Raw genomic sequence first — 16,606 nt, forward strand, 5'->3', positions numbered from 1 at the left:
CCTCAGCCCACGTGCCCCGCCGCCAGCGCCTCGCGGGCCCGCGCCACCAGCCCGTCCGCGCCGCACGAGTCCGCCAGGTCCAGGCCGCGGCGCAGCTCGGCCTCCGAGCGGGCCGCGATGCCGTACTCGACGCGGGCGGCGGCGTGCTCGTACTGGCAGGGTGACGCCTCCAGGTAGGCGACGGCCTGTGCGGCGAGCCGGACCGCGCGCTGGCCGGTCTCCAGCGCGGCGGCGCAGCGCAGGGCCTCCCCTATCGCGGTGTCCGTGCCGAAGCGCTCGGCGTGGCGGCGGGCGTCGGTGACGAGCCGGGCGGCGCGGCCGGGGTCCTCCGTGGCGAGGGCGCGGGCCAGTTCGGTCGTCCAGGGGTGCACCACCGGGTTGTGCCGGCCGCGTGCGGCGGCCGCCTTCTCGGCGGTCTCCAGCTCGTTGACGCCCTCCTTGGTGCGTCCGGTCGCGAGCAGCAGCCGGGCCCGCACGGGGCGCGGGTCGGGCAGCACGATGGTGGACGGGTAGGGCGGGTCGAAGCCGTACCGGTCGGCGACGGACCGGGCCTCCTCGACGTGGCCGCGGGCGAGCAGCGTGTCGATCAGGTTGCAGGTCGCGGACCAGTACAGCGGCAGTCCGCGGCCGACGCGTTCGGCGATGCGCAGCGATTCGCGCAGGGACTTCTCGGCCTCCCTCAGCCGGCCGCGCCTGCGGTGGCCGAGACCGACGTAGGCGTGCGCGAGGGCGAGATGGCCGCCGCTCCAGCCGGCCGTGTCGTACGTGTTCAGTGCCTCGGTGAACAGCGCCTCCGCCCGGTCGAGCCGGTCGGTGTAGGCGTAGGAGGTCGCCAGCATCATCGGCAGTTCGAGGCCCCACTCGGTGTCGGTCCAGCCGAGCCCGGGGGCGAGGCGGCCGTTGACGAGGGCCCGGTCGCAGAGTTCGACGACCTCTTCGGCGTTCTCGCCTCGGGTCATGGCGTCGAAGCCGCGCAGGATGAGCAGGGCGCGTTCCGCGTTGTCGCGGCCGGTGCAGGTGGCGGCGAGTTCGGCGAGGCGTTCGGACCGTCCGGGTGAGGAGGTCTCGCCGGGGTGGATGCCCTCCCACATGTACTGGACGGCCTGGAGCCGCAGCCGGACGGACGGGTCCGGGTTGCGGGCGGCCTCCGCCTGGACGGTGCGGACGGCCTCTTCCAGCTGGTCGTTGTGGAGCAGGGCCTCGGAGAGCCGGAAGACCGCGTTGACGCGCTGTTCGCCGTCGAGGCCGGGCATGGTGAGGGCGGTGCGCAGGTGGCCGATGGTCGTGGCGGGCGCGGTGAGCAGGGTGGCGCAGCCCAGTTCGTAGAGCACCTTGGCATGGACCTCGGGTAGCGGCGGTTCCTTCAGGGCCCGTTCGAGGCAGCGGCGGGCGGCTTCGGGGGCGCCGACGGCGAGGTGTTCGCGGGCGGCGTCGCGCAGCTGGCCGACGACCTCCGGATCGTCGTCGGGGTACACCTTGAGGAGGTGGCGGGAGGCGGCCGCCGCGCCGAGCCTGGAGTCGGCGACCAGTTGGGCCGCTATGCCGTGCATCGCCGTGCGCAACGCGCCGGGGATGGAGTTGTAGACGGCGGTGGCGATCAGGGGGTGGACGAACTCCAGGTCGTCCGCGTCCGGCCGGCCCGACGCGGGGTCGGGTGCGGTGAGGATGCGGGCGCCGCGCAGGAGTTCGGCGCAGCGGGCGGCGTCGGCGCGGTCGAGGGTGAGGAGCCGCGCCACCATGTCGACGGTGATGCCGTCGCCGAGGATGGCGGCGGCCCAGGCGAACCGGGTGGAGTCGGCGCCGAGTTGCTCCAGGCGGGCCACGAGGCCGCCGCCGCGCGCGGAGCGGTTCAGGTCGCGCAGTTCGGCGGCCTCCGCCTCGACCGGTTGCATTTCGCTGTCCTGGACCTTGGCGAGGAGTTCGACGGTCTCGTAGGGGTTGCCGCCGGTGACGGCCCACACCTCGCGGCAGAACGCGGCGTCCGCGTGGTCGCCGAGGGTGGCCCGGGTGAGACCGGCGGTCGCGTCGGGGCTGAGGACGTTCATCGGGAGGAGCGGCCGGCCCGCGGCGGCGGCCGCGTCCAGGTGGCGGGCGCTGTCGCCGCTGACGTCACCGGGGCGGCGGGCGACGACGACCAGGACGGAGGTCTCGTCGAGCCGTTCGGCGAGCGCGGCGAGCCAGCGCAGGGTCTCCTGGTCGGCCCAGTGGGCATCGTCGACCAGCAGGACCAGGGGCCACTCCCGGCGGGCGAGCCGGCGTACGGCGGCGACCAGGCCGTCGCACACGCCCTGCGGGTCGGCCTGCCGCTCCCCCGGGTCCGCTATGCCGAGGGCGGGGCCGGCGATGTGGTACCAGTCGCCGAGGTACTCGCGCGCCTCCTCGGGGAGCATGGACACCAGCGCGGGCTGGAGGAGTTGGCGCACGACGTTGAAGGGGACGGACCTGAGGGTCTCGCCGCCGCGCGCCGACCAGACGGTGCAGCCCCGCGCCTCGGCGATGCGGCGGGTCTCGGCGAGCAGCGCGGTCTTGCCGAGTCCGGCCTCGCCCCGGGCCACCAGGAGGGTGCCGGGCGAGGACCGGTCCGCGCACAGGGTGTCGACCGCCCGCGTGATGGTGGCGATCTCCTCGTCGCGCTCCCAGAGGGAGGCCGAGGCGGCGGCCGTCCGCCCTACCTCCGTCATCCCGCTACCTCCCCAAGTCGCCCGAATGACGTACAGGGCTCGAGCCTATCCGTCCGGGCGCCCGAGTGGTGGGCGGTCCGGGCAGCAGTTGCCGTGTCGGGTGACATGCGGTAAAGCGCGGGCGACGCGCCGGGTCCGTCATCAGGGGCGGGGCGGGCGGCCGGCGTCAACTCGTCGCACGGGCACCGTCGGTCGGGAGGCGGTCCTCCCGCCGGGTCCCGTCGCGGCCGGGCCTCTCATCCGGCTTTCACCGACGCCTCATACGGTGGGCCCATGACGCAGGTGACTCCTCCCGGGTGGTACCCGGACCCCGGACAGAAGCAGGACGGTCCCGCCACCGAGCGCTGGTGGGACGGCAAGGCGTGGACGGACCAGGTCCGTCCCGCGGGGCCGGCCGCCGCGGCGGGGCCGCCGCCTGAAGAGCCTCCCGCGCCGTCCCCCGCACCGGTGCCCGCGCAGCCGGCGGCGCCCGAGACCGCGGCCGGGCCGTATCCCGTGCACGCCGGTTATCCCGCGCACCCCGGTTATCCCGCGCACCCCGGTTATCCCGGGTTCCCCGTCCAGCCGCCGTCCGCGCGGCGGCGACGGCTGCGGACCGGCATAGCCGTCGCGGCGGCCGTGGCCGTGCTGGCCGGGATCGGGGTCGGCGTGTACGTGCTGACCGACGACGGTTCGGGCGGCGGCAGCGCGTCGTCGCAGCAGGACCGGCGCGGTCCGGGTGGCCAGAACGACCCCTTCGGCGGGGAAGGCGACGGGGGCGGCGAAGGCGGGAACGGCGAGTCGCCCGCGCCCGAATCGCCGGGCGAGTCGGAGCCGCCCACCATCGACAGCGGGTCGGTGACGGACCCGGTCAACGACATCAGCCTGCCCATCCCGGACGGCTGGTCCGGCCAGCAGTTCCCGGTCGGTGCGACGGTGACCTCGGACGACAGCTACGAATGCCCCGGCGACCCCGCCGAGACCTGCACCAAGGGCGGCGCGTACTCGGCACCCCAGGAGGCGCTGAAAACGAAGGGCGGTACCGCCGAGGAGGTCGCGAAGGCCGACATCGAGGCGAACGCCAAGGAGTCCTACGGCGATGCCTACGGCGGGATCACCTCGCACGAGGAACTGGCGTCGAGGGCCGTCACGGTCGCCGGGCAGAAGGGCTACCTGGTCCGCTGGAAGGCGGTCACCAAGGAGGGCTCGGACGGCTACGTCGAGTCGCTCGCCTTCCCGGCGCCCGCCGATCCCGAGCGCATCGTCGTGGTCCGCTTCGGTGTCGACGTCGAAGAGGGGCAGTCGGTGATCGACGAGATCACCGAGGGCATCGAGGTGGACTCCTCCGGTGGCGGGGGCGGCACCGGCCAGGACGTCTGACCGGCCCCGGAGAACGGTCGGCCGGGCGGGGCGCCCCTCCGCTCAAAGGGGCCCCGCCCGGCCGGGGGTGCGCGCCGCCCCCGTCCCCACGGTGCGGCGCGGGCAGGCCACCGTCCAGTCATCCCGTGGACGGCGACCTGGGTCTCAGGGGAGGCCGAGCGCAGGCAGCACGACAGCCTCCACGAACCCGACGAGGTACTCCCCGTCGGCCTGCTCGCCCTCGACGACGGGCCGCATCCGCAGCATGCCGAAGAGCTGCGCCGGCACGTACTCCAGCGCCGGATGGCCGGCCGGGACCTCGCCCCGGGCGACGCCCCGCTCGAGGATGCCGCGGAGCGCGGCGATCTCCGGCTCGACGAGCGCCTCGCGCAGCGCGCCCTTGAGCTCCGGGTCCTCCATGACGGCGTGTCCGAGCGCCTGGAGCAGCCCCGTGTCCTTGCCCGCTCCCCCGCCCGCGGCCCGGGCCGCCTGCCGCAGGTCCTCGGCGAGCGAGCCCGTGTCGATCTCGGCGAAGCGCACCCGGCGGTGGGAGCGGAGCGCCGCGGCCACGAACTGGGGCTTGGTCTTCCACTGGCGGTAGAGCGTGGACTTGCTGCACCGCGTGCTGGCCGCGATGCCCTCCATGGTGACGGCGTCGTAGCCGCAGGACCGGATCTGTTCGATCACGGCGTCGAAGAACTCCTGCTCACGCTCGGGCGTGATCTTGGAGCGGCGCGAGGCGCCGGCCGTGTCCGGTCGGTCCGCGTCCTGCGACGTCATCGGCTCTGCTCCTCACCAGGTCCAGCGGCACTGCGGCGAGGCTCGAGGGCCCCGTAGTCCAGTGTGTCGTATGTCTATCGATACGCCAGTGTACCGGTACACCACCGTATCGGTACACTGGCGTATCGGAACGAGGTCGTATCGATGAGAACCGTCACACGGCCCCGCACCTGTGAGCCACACGCACCACCGTCAGCGAAGGGGCCGGGGGATGAATGCCCGCACCGAGCCTGCAGAAGCGGGACCGGGCGCGCCCGCGCGCCCGCCGCTCGTCCGTGAGCTCCTGCTCGTGGCAGGGCTCTTCCTCGTGTACAAGTTCGGCCGGCAGCTGGCGACGGGACACACCGCCGAGGCCTTCCGCAACGCCCACCGCGTATGGGACTGGGAGCGTGCGCTCCGGATGCCCGACGAGGGCACGGTGCAGTCGCTGCTCCTGCACGGCGACACCCTGATACACACGGCGAACACCTACTACGCCGTCGTCCACTTCCCGGCCACCGCGGCCTTCCTCGTCTGGCTCTACCTGCGCCGGCCGGCGCACTACGTCTGGGCCCGGCGGGTACTGGCCGCGCTGACCGGCGCCGCGCTGGTGCTGCACCTGGTCTTTCCGCTCGCCCCGCCGCGCATGCTGGGCGCCACCGGCCTGATCGACACGGCGCGGGTCTTCGGCCCCTCGGTCTACGGCCCGCCGAGCACCGACGCGTTGTCGAACCAGTTCGCGGCGATGCCCTCGCTGCACTTCGGCTGGGCCCTGATGGTGGCGATCGGCCTGATCGTCGCGACCCGGTCCCGGTGGCGGTGGCTGTGGCTGCTGCATCCGCTGCTGACGCTGCTGGTGATCGTGGGCACCGCCAACCACTACTGGCTCGACGTGATCGTGGCGACCGCGCTGCTCGGCCTCGCTCTGGCGGTGCTCCGCCTGCCGCACGGGCCGCGGTGCGCCGTGCCCCACCGCCGCCGCGACGAGCTCCGGCTCCGGACGGCGGAGCGGCAGGAGCAGCTGGTGGGAGCGGGCCGATGAGCGCGGCTCTGCTCGCCGTCCTGCTGTCGCTGGTCTCCGCGTGCGCCTACGCCGTCGCGGCCGTCGCCCAGGAACGGCTGGCCGCCCGCGATTCCGGGGCGGGAGCGCTGCGGCTGCTGGCCTCCGGCGCCTGGTGGTGGTCGGTCGCGCTCAACGCCGCGGCCGCGCTGCTGCACGTCGCGGCCCTCAAGTACGGGCCGCTGACGGTGGTCCAGCCGCTCGGTGCGCTCACCCTGGTCGCGGCGGTGCCCCTGGGGGCGCGGCTGGCGGGCCGGCGGGTCAGCGCGGTGGAGTGGCGGGGCACCGGGCTGACGCTGCTCGGTCTCGGGGCGCTGCTGCTCACCGCGACCGGACCCGCGCCCGACGACGTGCTGAGCGTGCCCGAGGCGCTGGCGGTGTCCGGCGTCACGGCGGCGCTGATCGGGCTGCTGTCCCGGCCCGGCGCCCGGCCCGGACTGCGGCACGCGACGGCGTCGGGCATCGCCTCGGGGGTGGCGTCGGCGCTCACCCAGACCGTGACGGTGGCCGCCACGGACCGCTCGGGCCCGCTGCTCAGCGCCCAGGTGATCGGAGTGGCGGTCCTGGTAGCCGCGTTCGCGGCGGGCGGGCTGCTGCTGTCGCAGACCGCCTACCGGGGAGGCCTGGGCGCCCCGCTGGCGGTGGTCACTCTGGCCAACCCGGTGGCCGCCGCGGTGATCGGGCTCTCCCTGCTCGGCGAGCGGCTGCGGGGCGGCGCGGGCGGCGTGCTGCTCGCGCTGGCCGGTGCGGCGCTGGCCGCCTGGGGCGTGGTCCAGCTGAGCCGGGCGACGCCGCGTCCGGCCGACACGGGCGCCCCGGTCGCGGCCGGTCCGGCGCTCGTCCCCGAGCCGGCCGGACCACGCCCGCGACCGCCGGAACCGGAACCGGTGGGATCCACACCGGCTCGGGCCGGAGGGGCTTGGCCCGGACGGGCTTGACGGAGCCGGTGGGACCCGCACGGGCTTGCCCCGGACCGGTAAGACCCGCACGGGCTCGCCCCGGACCAGTAGACCCGCCCGAGCTAGACCCAGACCAGTAAGACCCGCACCGGCTCGACCCAGACCGGCGGGACCCGCCCGAGCTGGCCCCAGACCGGCGGGACCCGCACTGGCTGGCACCGGACCGGTGGGCCCGGGTCGGCCGGAGCCGACCGGCGGAGCCTGAACCGGTAGGGCCCTGCACGCGGGGCCTGAACCGACCGAAGCCCAAACGGCTCCGTCCGGGCTGGCGGAATCCTGACCGGTATGGTCCCCATCCGCCGGGCCGTAAGGGGTAGAGACCGCACACTTACGACCGGGACCGACGGGCCCCGGGGCCGGTGCCGGTGCCGGTGCCGGTGCCCCGGCACGTTGGGCCGGGGTGCCTCGCGCGGCGGGGGCCGGCACCGGTCACGTCGGCGCCCGGGCGCCGTCAGTCCGTCACGATCGCCGGGTCGCTCACCCCCGGCCGCCCGTTCTCCACGTGCCCGGCGAGGCGCCGCAGGAACGCCGGGTCGGACTCGGAGGTCACCGTCACGTCGTACCAGCGCCGGCTGCGCGCGAGGTCGACGGTGTGGTGCACGGTGGCGCCGGGGCGCACGGTGACGGTCCGGCTCCGGCCGCCGTAACCGTCGGCGACGCGGAGACGGGCGGCGCCGCTCCCGGCGTTGGTGAGGGTCAGGCGGAGGTCGTCGCCGGTGTGGCGGGCGGTGACCTCGGGTCCCGCGGCCCTGTTGGGGCCCCGGAAGGCGCGCAGGAAGCCGTTGGGGCCGTGCACGGTCAGGTCGTAGGCGCCGTCCGAGTACGCCGAGTTCCAGGTGTCCGCGACGGTCTTGCCCGCCTCGGTGGTGTACGTCCAGGGGCCGTCGGTGCGGTTGCCGGAGGTGACCAGGAAGGCGGCGCCCGCCCGCGGACCGGAGGCGAAGGTCAGCGTGAACCTGCCGGCCGCCGCGTCCACGGCACCGTCCACGTGCGGGGCGTACCGCAGGGGGCGGGCGGGCCGCAGGCCGCGTTCCTGGCGGGGCATGTCCGGGTCGGCTGGCGGCGTGGGACGGTAGTCCGGGTGGCGCTCGCGGTCCGGCGGCTCGTAGGCGTCGGTGTCCGGCAGGCGGGCCGGGCGGCTGTCCTTGCGGGAGAAGTCGAAGGCACTGGTCAGGTCGCCGCAGATGGCGCGGCGCCAGGGCGAGATGTTGGGCTCGCGGACGCCGAATCGGCGCTCCATGAAGCGGACGATCGAGGTGTGGTCGAAGGTCTCGGAGCAGACGAAGCCGCCCTTGCTCCAGGGCGAGACGACCAGCATGGGCACGCGCGGGCCGAGCCCGTAGAAGCCCTCGCGGTGCTTGGCGCTGCCCTCGAAGACGTCCAGCGAGACGTCGACGGTGGACCGGCCCCGCGCGGCCGACTTCGGCGGCAGCGGCGGCACCAGGTGGTCGAAGAAGCCGTCGTTCTCGTCGTACGTGATGAACAGGGCCGTCTTCGCCCAGACCGCCGGGTTCGAGGTGAGCGCGTCCAGGACCTGGGAGATGTACCAGGCGCCGTAGTTGGAGGGCCAGTTGGAGTGCTCGGTGAAGGCCTCGGGGGCGGCGATCCAGGAGATCTTCGGCAGCCGGTCGGCCTTGACGTCGGCGCGCAGGTGGTCGAAGTAGCCGTCGCCGTTCTTCACGTCCGTGCCGGTGCGGGCCTTGTCGTACCAGGGGTCGCCGGGCTCGGCGTTCCGGTACTTGTTGAAGTACAGCAGGGAGTTGTCGCCGTAGTTGCCGCGGTAGGCGTCGCCGATCCAGCCCCAGTGGCCGGCCGCGTCGAGGCCGTCGCCGATGTCCTGGTAGATCTTCCAGGAGACCCCGGCCTCCTCGAGCCGCTCGGGGTACGTCGTCCAGTCGTAGCCGAGTTCGTCGTTGCCGAGGACCGGGCCGCCGCCCTTTCCGTCGTTGCCCGTGTGGCCCGACCACATGTAGTAGCGGTTGGGGTCGGTGGAGCCGATGAAGGAGCAGTGGTAGGCGTCGCAGACGGTGAAGGTGTCGGCGAGCGCGTAGTGGAAGGGGATGTCCTCGCGGGTGAGGTACGCCATGGTGGTGGTGCCCTTGGCGGGCAGCCAGCGGTCGTACTTGCCGTTGTGGTAGGCGTCCTGGCCGTCGGACCAGCCGTGCGGCAGCCCTTCCAGGAACTGCATGCCGAGGTCGTCCGCCTCCGGGTGGAAGGGCAGCACCTCCGTGCCGTCGCCCTTGGACTGGTGCCACACCGACTTGCCGCCGTCGAGCCGGACCGGGTGCGGGTCGCCGAAGCCGCGGACGCCGCGCAGCCTGCCGAAGTAGTGGTCGAAGGACCGGTTCTCCTGCATGAGGACGACGATGTGCTCGACGTCCTCGATCGTCCCCGAGCGGTGGTTCGCGGGGAGCGCGGCGGCGCGCTCGATGCTCGCGGACAGTGCGCTGAACGCCGTGGTGGCGCCCGCGAGTTGGAGGAATCTGCGCCGGTTGACTTCGGCCATGGGGTGACATGCCTTTCGCCTTGAGGGGCTCAACCGGCCGGACGGAGCCGGATGATGACGTAATGCGCGCGAAAGGAGTGTTCCAGGAGCAGCAAACGTCAGGGAAGGGTGCGGTGGCGCCCGTGTGAAAGTCCTCGGTACGCGAGGTGTGACGGGGCCGCCGCCCGGGGATGGTCGCGATCATGACAGGCATGCACGTGGATTCCCCGCCCACCCGCCGGCCCGTACGGCAGCTCCTCGCCGCCTCGGTGGGCAACGCCGTGGAGTGGTACGACTGGTACGCGTACACCTTCCTGGCCACCTACATCGCCGACCAGGTGTTCCCGAAGAGCGCGGACAACTCGCTGGTGCCGCTGCTGTCGACGTTCGCCGTGTTCGCGGTGGGGTTCTTCATGCGGCCCGTCGGCGGACTGCTGATGGGGGCGATCGCCGACCGGCGCGGACGGCGGGCCGCCCTGACGGTCACCATCCTGCTGATGGGCGGCAGCAGCCTGCTGGTCGGACTGACCCCGACCTACGCGGCGGCCGGTGTGCTCGCCCCGGTGGTCCTGGTCGCCGCGCGGCTGCTCCAGGGGCTGTCGGTGGGTGGCGAGTTCGCGGCCTCGACGACCTTCCTGGTGGAGTCGGCGGGGCCCGGCCGGCGCGGGCTGTTCTCCAGCTTCCAGTACGTGTCGACCACGGCCGGGCAGCTCGTCGCGTCGGGTGTGGCGACGGTGCTGGTGGGCACGCTCAGCGAGGACCGGATGAACGGCTGGGGCTGGCGCGTGCCGTTCGTCCTCGGGGCCGTGCTCAGCCTGGTCGGCTTCTGGATCCGGCAGGGCGCCGAGGAGACCCGCAGCGCGGAGCAGCAGCGGGCGCCGCGTCCCGGCCTCTTCGAGGCGCTGCGGCGCCATCCGCGCGAGTCCCTGCTGATCTGCGGCATCACGGCGGGCGGCACCATCGCCTACTACACCTGGACGTCGTACCTGCCGACGTACGCGGAACTCAACACCGGGCTGGAGAAGTCGGACGCGCTGCTCGCGGGGACCATCTCGCTGGCCTTCTTCGCGCTGCTCCAACCGCTCGGCGGCATGCTGTCCGACCGGTTCGGCCGCCGTCCGCTGCTGCTGTTCTTCGGTGTGGGCTTCGCTCTGCTCAGCGTGCCCATGCTGCACGCCCTGCGCGACTCGTTCGCCGTGCTGCTGCTCGTGCAGTGCGCCGGCATGATCCTGCTGACCGGCTTCACCTCGATCAGCGCGGCCGTCAACGCCGAGGTCTTCCCGCCCCGGGTGCGGGCGGCGGGCATCGGCTTCCCCTACTCACTGACGGTCGCCCTGTTCGGCGGCACGGCGCCGTACGTGGGCACGCTGTTCAAGGACCTCGGCCACTCCGGGCTCTTCCCCTGGTACGTCGCCGTGCTCTGCCTGCTCTCCTCGCTGGTGTACCTGCGGCTGCCGGAGACGGCGCACAAGGAGCTGGAGCGCTGACGCGCGGGGCGTGAGCACGACGGCTTCCGCCCGGCGGAAGCGGCGTTGCCCCGCCCCGGGGCCCTCGCCCACGATGCCAGCACCCACGACGGACGGGAGCCGCAACGATGCCGCACATGACCGCCTTCGCAAGGAACCAGTGGTACGTCGCCGCCTACAGCCACGAGGTCGGACGCGAGTTGCTGGGACGGACGGTCCTCGGAGAGCCGCTCGTCCTGTACCGCTCCGAGGAGGACGGCACGCCGGTCGTCCTGCACGACCGCTGCGTGCACCGCCGTTATCCGCTGTCCGAGCCGCCGACGCGGCTCGACGGCGACCGGATCGTGTGCGGCTACCACGGGTTCACCTACGACACGACCGGCGCCTGCGTGTACGTGCCGGGCCAGAAGCGCGTCCCGCGCACCGCCCGCGTCGCCTCCTATCCGGTCCTGGAACAGGACTCCCTGGTGTGGGTGTGGATCGGCGACCCCGCCCTGGCCGACCCGGAGGCCGTGCCGCGGGCCCGGCACCTGGACTCCCCCGGCTGGGTCACGGTCCGCGGCATGGAGCCGATCGACGCCGACTACGGGCTGCTGGTCGACAACCTCCTGGACCTGTCCCACGAGACGTACCTGCACGGCGGCTACATCGGCACCCCCGAGGTCGCCGAGACGCCGATCACCACCGAGGTCGACGAGGGCGCGGGGATCGTCCGGGTCAGCCGGCACATGGACGACGCCGCGTGCCCGCCGTTCTACGCGAAGTCCACCGGCGTGGAGGGCCGCATCGACCGCTGGCAGGACATCGAGTACCACGCGCCCTGTCTGTACCTGCTGCACAGCAGGGTCGCCCCGACCGGTGTGGTGCCCGAGGCCGACGGCGGCGACCCGCACGGCTTCCACACCGAGATCACCTACGCCATCACGCCGTCCGGCGACGGCAGGGTGTACGACTTCTGGGCGGTCTCCCGGGACTGGGCGACGGACGACACCGAGGTCACCGAGTTCCTGCGGAAGAACAACCACACGGTCGTCATGCAGGACGTCGACGCGCTCAACCTGCTCCAGCGCACGCTCGGTTCCGAACGCACCGGCTACCAGGAGCTGAGCATCAACATCGACACCGGTGGCCTGGCCGCCCGCCGCATCCTCGCCCGGCTGGTCGAGGAGGGCGACGGGCCCGTCGAGCGGGCGGCCCGGTGAACGCCCGCGCCGGCGAGGTCTACCGCGTCGACTGGCTGCCGGGCACCGACGTCCTGCACGGCACCTGCCACTGCGGTGCCGAACACACCGCCGAGGACCCGGTCGCCATGTGGGACTGGATGCTCGCCCACCCGCAGGGACACCCACCGGTGCACCACTCCCGGAGGCTCGGCTCATGACCCCGTACGAGACCGAACTCGTTGTCGGCGGCCGGGAGTCCGCGGCCGACGGCGTGCTCGTCCTCTCCCTGCGCCATCCGCTGGGCGAACCACTGCCCCCGTGGGAGCCCGGCGCCCACATCTACGTCATGCTCGGCCCGGACCTGGAACGCCAGTACTCGCTGTGCGGCGACCCCGCCGACCGCACGGCGTGGCGGGTCGCCGTGCTGCGCGAGGCGCGGGGGCGGGGCGGGTCCGCCTACGTGCACGAGGAGTTGCGGGCCGGGGACAAGGTCCGGGTGCGGGGACCGCGCAACCACTTCCGGCTGGAGCGGGCCGCCCGCTACCGCTTCGTCGCCGGCGGCATCGGCATCACCCCTCTGCTGCCGATGCTGGCCGCCGCTCAGGCCGCGGGCGCCGAGTGGACGCTGCTGTACGGCGGTCGGACCCGCGAGACCATGGCGTTCACCGGGGAGCTGGAGCGCTACGGCGACCGGGTCACCGTAGCGCCCGAGGACGAGACGGGGCTGCTGGACCTGGCCCCGGTGCTCGCCGACGTGCCCGAGGACACCCTGGTCTACTGCTGCGGGCCCGGCCCGCTGCTGGACGCGGTCGAGGCGCGCTGCCCGCCCGGCGTCCTGCGCGTGGAGCGGTTCAGCCCGAAGGAGCCCGGACCGGCCGCCCCGGACGAGGAGTTCGACGTCGTACTGGCGCGCAGCGGGCGCACGGTCGCCGTGCCGCCCGGCGTCTCCGTGCTGGACGCCGTGCGCGGGGCCGGGGTGGAGGTGCTGTACTCCTGTACCGAGGGCACCTGCGGCACCTGCGAGACCGACGTCGTCGAGGGCGAGCCGGACCACCGGGACTCGGTGCTCACCGACGAGGAGCGGGCCGCCGGGGAGACGATGCTCATCTGTGTGTCGCGCTGTCGCGGCCGGCGGCTGGTGCTGGACCTGTGATCCCCGCGCCGGTGATCCTCAGGTCGGCGTCGATCCGGGCGACCGTCGCCAGCAGGTGCGGCAGCAGGTCCCGGCGTACCGACTCCACGGAGTTGCGGCCGGCGTGCACGGCGATGTTCACGCCGCCCACCACGGCGCCGTCCCGGTCCCGCACCGGCGCGGCGACCGACCTGAGACCGTCCTCCAGTTCCTGGTCGACGAGGGAGTAGCCCTGGCGGCGCACCCGGCGCAGTTCCGCGCGCAGGGCGTCCGCCGAGGTGAGGGTGCGGGCGGTGTGCGGGCGCAGGTCGGCCCGGCCGAGCCGGTCCTCGATCTCGGCGTCCGGCAGGTCGGCGAGGATCACCCGGCCCACGGAGGTGACGTGGGCCGGGAAACGGGTCCCGACCGTGATCGACGCGGTCATGATGCGGCTGGTCGGCACCCGCGCGACGTACACGACGTCGTCGCCGTCCAGGACGCACAGCGAGGACGACTCCCGTACCTGGGCGACCAGTTGCTCCAGGTGCGGTGCGGCGATCTGCGGCAGGGTGAAGCCGGCCAGGTAGGAGTAGCCGAGCTCCAGCACGCGCGGGGTCAGCCGGAAGAGCCGGCCGTCGGTGTGGACGTAGCCGAGGTCGGCGAGGGTGAGCAGGAAGCGGCGGGCCGCCGCGCGGGTCAGCTCCGAGGCGCGGGCGACCTCGCTCAGGGTGAGCGCCGGATGGTCGGCGTCGAAGGCCCGGATGACGGCGAGGCCCCGTTCGAAGGACCGCACGAAGTGGGGTGCGCGGGCTGCATCGGGCATCTGGCCTCCGGCGAAAGCCTCACGGCAGGACGTACGGCACGGACGGCCGTACGCTGTGCGCACGCTACGAGTGCACGACTCGCACTGTCAACGACGGCCGCCGTAATCCTCAACAGGTGTTGTCGGCAAGGGCATTGACCGAGAGTCGACGTGGGCCCTACGTTCCCGCTGAGCACGTTCGTGCTGTCTGCGCACAGCCTGTCGGAGTACCTGGTCCGGTCCCACAGGGGGAGCCATGCGTCGTCTGTTCGTCGGCCTCACGGCCGTGTCCGTCCTGGCCGCCGCGACGGCGTGCGGCTCGTCCGGCTCCGGAGGGTCGGACGACTCCGGCTCCTCGGACGCCGGCGGCACCACCACGGTGAAGGTGGGCCTCATCCCCATCGTCGACGTGGCGCCCCTGTACCTCGGTCAGAAGAAGGGCTTCTTCGAGGAACGCGGGCTGAAGCTCGAGTTCTCCAGCGCCCAGGGCGGCGCGGCGATCGTGCCCGGTGTGGTGAGCGGCCAGTTCCAGTTCGGTTTCAGCAACGTGACGTCGCTCATGATCGCCCAGTCCAACGACGTGCCGGTGAAGGCGGTGGCCAACGGCATCGCCTCGACCGGTGTGGTGGGCGAGGACTTCGAGGCGCTCACCGTCAAGGGCGACAGCCCGATCAAGTCGCCGAAGGACCTGGAGGGCAAGAAGGTCGCCATCAACACGCTGAAGAACATCAACGAGACCGCGGTGCGGGCCTCGGTGCGCGAGGCGGGTGGCGACCCGGACGAGGTGGAGCTGGTCGAGCTGGCCTTCGACCAGATGCCGGCCGCGCTCGACGCCGGCCGCATCGACGCGGCGATGGTGGTGGAACCGGCGCTGGCCACGATCAAGAACCAGGGCGGCCGGGAGATCGCCTCCCCCATGATCGACGTCGCGCCGGAGCTGACGGTCGCCATGTACTTCACCTCCACCCGGTACGCGCAGGAGAACCCGGAGACGGTGAAGAAGTTCCAGGAGGCCACCGCCGAGTCGCTGGCGTACGCCGACTCCCACCCCGACGAGGTGCGCGAGATCGTCACCACGTACACGAAGATCCCGGCGGACGTGCTGGCGAAGGTGACCCTGCCGAAGTGGCCGGCCGAGCCCAACCGCGCTTCCATCGAGGAACTGGCGAAACTCGGCGAAGCGGACGGCCTGTTCAAGAAGGCGCCGGACCTGGACGAGCTGCTGCCGTGAGGGGCGCCGACGCCGCACTCGGGGCGGCCGGGCTCGCGGTCTTCCTCGCCCTGGGGGAGGCCGTTCCGCGGCTCGGTCTGGTGAAGGAGGAGTACTTCCCGCCCACCAGCCGCATCGCCGACGCACTCGCCACGGAGATCGCGGACGGCGCCTTCTGGGCCGCGCTCGGCGACACCCTCACCGGCTGGGCGCTGGGCCTGGCGATCGCGGTCGGGGCGGGAATCGTCGCGGGTGTGGTCCTGTCCGTGGTGCCGTACCTGCGCGAGGCGACGGCGTCCACGATCGAGTTCCTGCGCCCGATCCCGTCGGTCGCGCTGATCCCGCTGGCGGTGCTGCTGTACGGCACCGAGCTGCGGTCGGTGCTGCTCCTGGTCGTGTACGCCTCCTTCTGGCAGGTGCTGATCCAGGTCCTGTACGGCGTCCAGGACGTCGACCCGGTCGCCGAGGAGACGGCGCGGTCCTACGGCCTCGGCACCTGGGCGCGGGTCCGGCACGTGCTGTGGCCGACCGCGCTGCCCTACGTCATGACGGGCGTGCGCCTGGCGGCGGCCGTCGCACTGATCCTCGCCGTCACCGCCGAACTGGTCATCGGCGCACCGGGACTGGGCGCCCGGATCGCGGTGGCGCAGACCTCGCAGGCGGTGCCCGAGATGTACGCGCTGATCGTCGTCGCCGGTCTGCTGGGGCTGCTGATCAACGTCGGGGCCCGGACGGTGGAGCGGCGGGCGCTGGCCTGGCACCAGTCGGTGCACGGGGAGGTGGCGGTGTGAAGCGCCTGCTGCTGCGGCTGGTGTACGTGTGCGCGCTGCCGGCCGTGCTGGTGACGGTGTGGTGGGTGTCCTCGGCCGGCAGCGAGGACGTGTACTGGCCGCCACTCGGCACCATCCTGGAGACCTTCCCGCAGGTGTGGACCGGCGAGCGGTGGCGCGGGGACGTGCTGCCCAGCGTGCTCAGGCTCATCGCGGGCTACGCGCTCGCGGCGGTCGTGGGCGTGGCGCTGGGCACGCTGGTCGGCTCCTACCGGCGGGTGCGGGCGGTGTGCGAGCCGGTGCTGGAGTTCCTGCGGGCGGTGCCGCCACCGGTGCTGGTGCCGGTGATCATGCTGTTCGCGGGCATCGGCGACACGATGAAGATCGTGGTCATCGCGGCCGGTTGCGTGTGGCCGGTGCTGCTCAACACCGTGGAGGGGGTACGGGCGGTCGACGCGGTGACGGCCGAGACGGCCCGCTCGTACGGCATAACTGGCGTGGCGTGGCTGCGGCACGTGGTGCTGCGCTCGGCGAGCCCGCAGATCTTCGCTGGTCTGCGCCAGGCGTTGTCGATCGGCATCATCCTGATGGTGATCAGCGAGATGTTCGCGGCCAGCAACGGGCTCGGCTTCACCATCGTGCAGTTCCAGCGTTCGTTCGCGATCCCCGGCATGTGGACCGGCATCCTGCTGCTCGGTCTGCTCGGTTTCGTGCTGTCGGTCCTCTTCCGGCTGGTCGAGCGGCGGGCGCTCGGCTGGTACCACGGTCTGCGCGCCGCCGCCCGGCGGCCCGGGTGAAACTC

General features: G+C 73.2%; 14 protein-coding genes. 10 read left to right on the top strand and 4 right to left on the bottom strand.

Translation table 11 applies throughout. The features are described 5' to 3' along the window. Positions 1 to 2 precede the first annotated feature (2 nt). Positions 3 to 2,681 carry an AAA family ATPase gene (locus KUM03_RS30900; RefSeq protein ID WP_217253803.1) on the bottom strand — a complete coding sequence of 893 codons (2,679 nt, stop codon included), beginning with the start codon at positions 2,679 to 2,681 and terminating at the stop codon, positions 3 to 5. A gap of 273 nt (positions 2,682 to 2,954) precedes the next feature. Here KUM03_RS30900 and KUM03_RS30905 point away from each other — a divergent pair, with 273 nt between their 5' ends. After that, positions 2,955 to 4,040 (top strand): DUF2510 domain-containing protein, encoded by a 1,086-nt coding sequence (locus tag KUM03_RS30905; RefSeq protein ID WP_217253805.1) that lies wholly within the window; start codon positions 2,955 to 2,957, stop codon positions 4,038 to 4,040. A 144-nt stretch (positions 4,041 to 4,184) separates the two neighbouring features. Here KUM03_RS30905 and KUM03_RS30910 read toward each other — a convergent pair whose 3' ends face one another. Beyond that, entirely contained in the window at positions 4,185 to 4,799 is a 615-nt protein-coding gene (locus tag KUM03_RS30910) for a TetR/AcrR family transcriptional regulator (RefSeq protein WP_217253807.1), read from the bottom strand. A 211-nt stretch (positions 4,800 to 5,010) separates the two neighbouring features. Between KUM03_RS30910 and KUM03_RS30915 the strand changes: the two genes are divergently transcribed. Both KUM03_RS30915 and KUM03_RS30920 read left to right on the top strand, forming a co-directional pair. After that, complete coding sequence (locus tag KUM03_RS30915) at positions 5,011 to 5,820, top strand: phosphatase PAP2 family protein (protein ID WP_217253809.1); 810 nt, start codon at positions 5,011 to 5,013, stop codon at positions 5,818 to 5,820. Further along, positions 5,817 to 6,776, top strand: coding sequence for a hypothetical protein (locus tag KUM03_RS30920; RefSeq protein WP_217253811.1), 960 nt, complete (start codon positions 5,817 to 5,819; stop codon positions 6,774 to 6,776). Before KUM03_RS30915 ends, KUM03_RS30920 begins: the two co-directional genes overlap by 4 nt. A gap of 472 nt (positions 6,777 to 7,248) precedes the next feature. On the opposite strand, the gene KUM03_RS30925 is transcribed toward KUM03_RS30920, so the two are convergent. Then, the gene (locus KUM03_RS30925) at positions 7,249 to 9,303 is read right to left on the bottom strand and encodes a phosphocholine-specific phospholipase C (protein ID WP_217253813.1); all 2,055 of its coding nucleotides are present in this window, start codon (positions 9,301 to 9,303) and stop codon (positions 7,249 to 7,251) included. 170 nt (positions 9,304 to 9,473) lie between these two features. On the opposite strand from KUM03_RS30925, the gene KUM03_RS30930 reads away from it, so the two are divergent. From KUM03_RS30930 to KUM03_RS30945, 4 genes are all read left to right on the top strand, one after another. Continuing rightward, complete coding sequence (locus tag KUM03_RS30930) at positions 9,474 to 10,769, top strand: MFS transporter (protein ID WP_217253815.1); 1,296 nt, start codon at positions 9,474 to 9,476, stop codon at positions 10,767 to 10,769. 107 nt (positions 10,770 to 10,876) lie between these two features. Continuing rightward, positions 10,877 to 11,950, top strand: coding sequence for an aromatic ring-hydroxylating dioxygenase subunit alpha (locus KUM03_RS30935; protein ID WP_217253818.1), 1,074 nt, complete (start codon positions 10,877 to 10,879; stop codon positions 11,948 to 11,950). Further along, the gene (locus KUM03_RS30940; protein WP_217253820.1) at positions 11,947 to 12,129 is read left to right on the top strand and encodes a hypothetical protein; all 183 of its coding nucleotides are present in this window, start codon (positions 11,947 to 11,949) and stop codon (positions 12,127 to 12,129) included. Before KUM03_RS30935 ends, KUM03_RS30940 begins: the two co-directional genes overlap by 4 nt. Continuing rightward, positions 12,126 to 13,064 (top strand): PDR/VanB family oxidoreductase, encoded by a 939-nt coding sequence (locus KUM03_RS30945; RefSeq protein ID WP_217253822.1) that lies wholly within the window; start codon positions 12,126 to 12,128, stop codon positions 13,062 to 13,064. Before KUM03_RS30940 ends, KUM03_RS30945 begins: the two co-directional genes overlap by 4 nt. On the opposite strand, the gene KUM03_RS30950 is transcribed toward KUM03_RS30945, so the two are convergent. Beyond that, positions 13,015 to 13,845: an IclR family transcriptional regulator C-terminal domain-containing protein gene (locus KUM03_RS30950; protein WP_217253824.1), complete on the bottom strand. Its 831-nt coding sequence runs from the start codon at positions 13,843 to 13,845 to the stop codon at positions 13,015 to 13,017. The two genes, KUM03_RS30945 and KUM03_RS30950, sit on opposite strands and share 50 nt — an antisense overlap. A gap of 235 nt (positions 13,846 to 14,080) precedes the next feature. Between KUM03_RS30950 and KUM03_RS30955 the strand changes: the two genes are divergently transcribed. The 3 genes from KUM03_RS30955 to KUM03_RS30965 are packed head-to-tail and all read left to right on the top strand — an operon-like array spanning position 14,081 to position 16,601. Then, positions 14,081 to 15,055, top strand: coding sequence for an ABC transporter substrate-binding protein (locus KUM03_RS30955; RefSeq protein ID WP_217253826.1), 975 nt, complete (start codon positions 14,081 to 14,083; stop codon positions 15,053 to 15,055). Further along, positions 15,052 to 15,825, top strand: a complete 774-nt coding sequence (locus KUM03_RS30960) for an ABC transporter permease (protein ID WP_217253829.1) — start codon at positions 15,052 to 15,054, stop codon at positions 15,823 to 15,825. The genes KUM03_RS30955 and KUM03_RS30960 overlap by 4 nt, the downstream gene beginning before the upstream one ends. Then, positions 15,822 to 16,601, top strand: a complete 780-nt coding sequence (locus tag KUM03_RS30965) for an ABC transporter permease (protein ID WP_217253831.1) — start codon at positions 15,822 to 15,824, stop codon at positions 16,599 to 16,601. The genes KUM03_RS30960 and KUM03_RS30965 overlap by 4 nt, the downstream gene beginning before the upstream one ends. The last annotated feature ends 5 nt before the right edge of the window (positions 16,602 to 16,606 follow it).

Source organism: Streptomyces sp. AC602_WCS936, assembly GCF_019049125.1.
GTDB lineage: Bacteria > Actinomycetota > Actinomycetes > Streptomycetales > Streptomycetaceae > Streptomyces.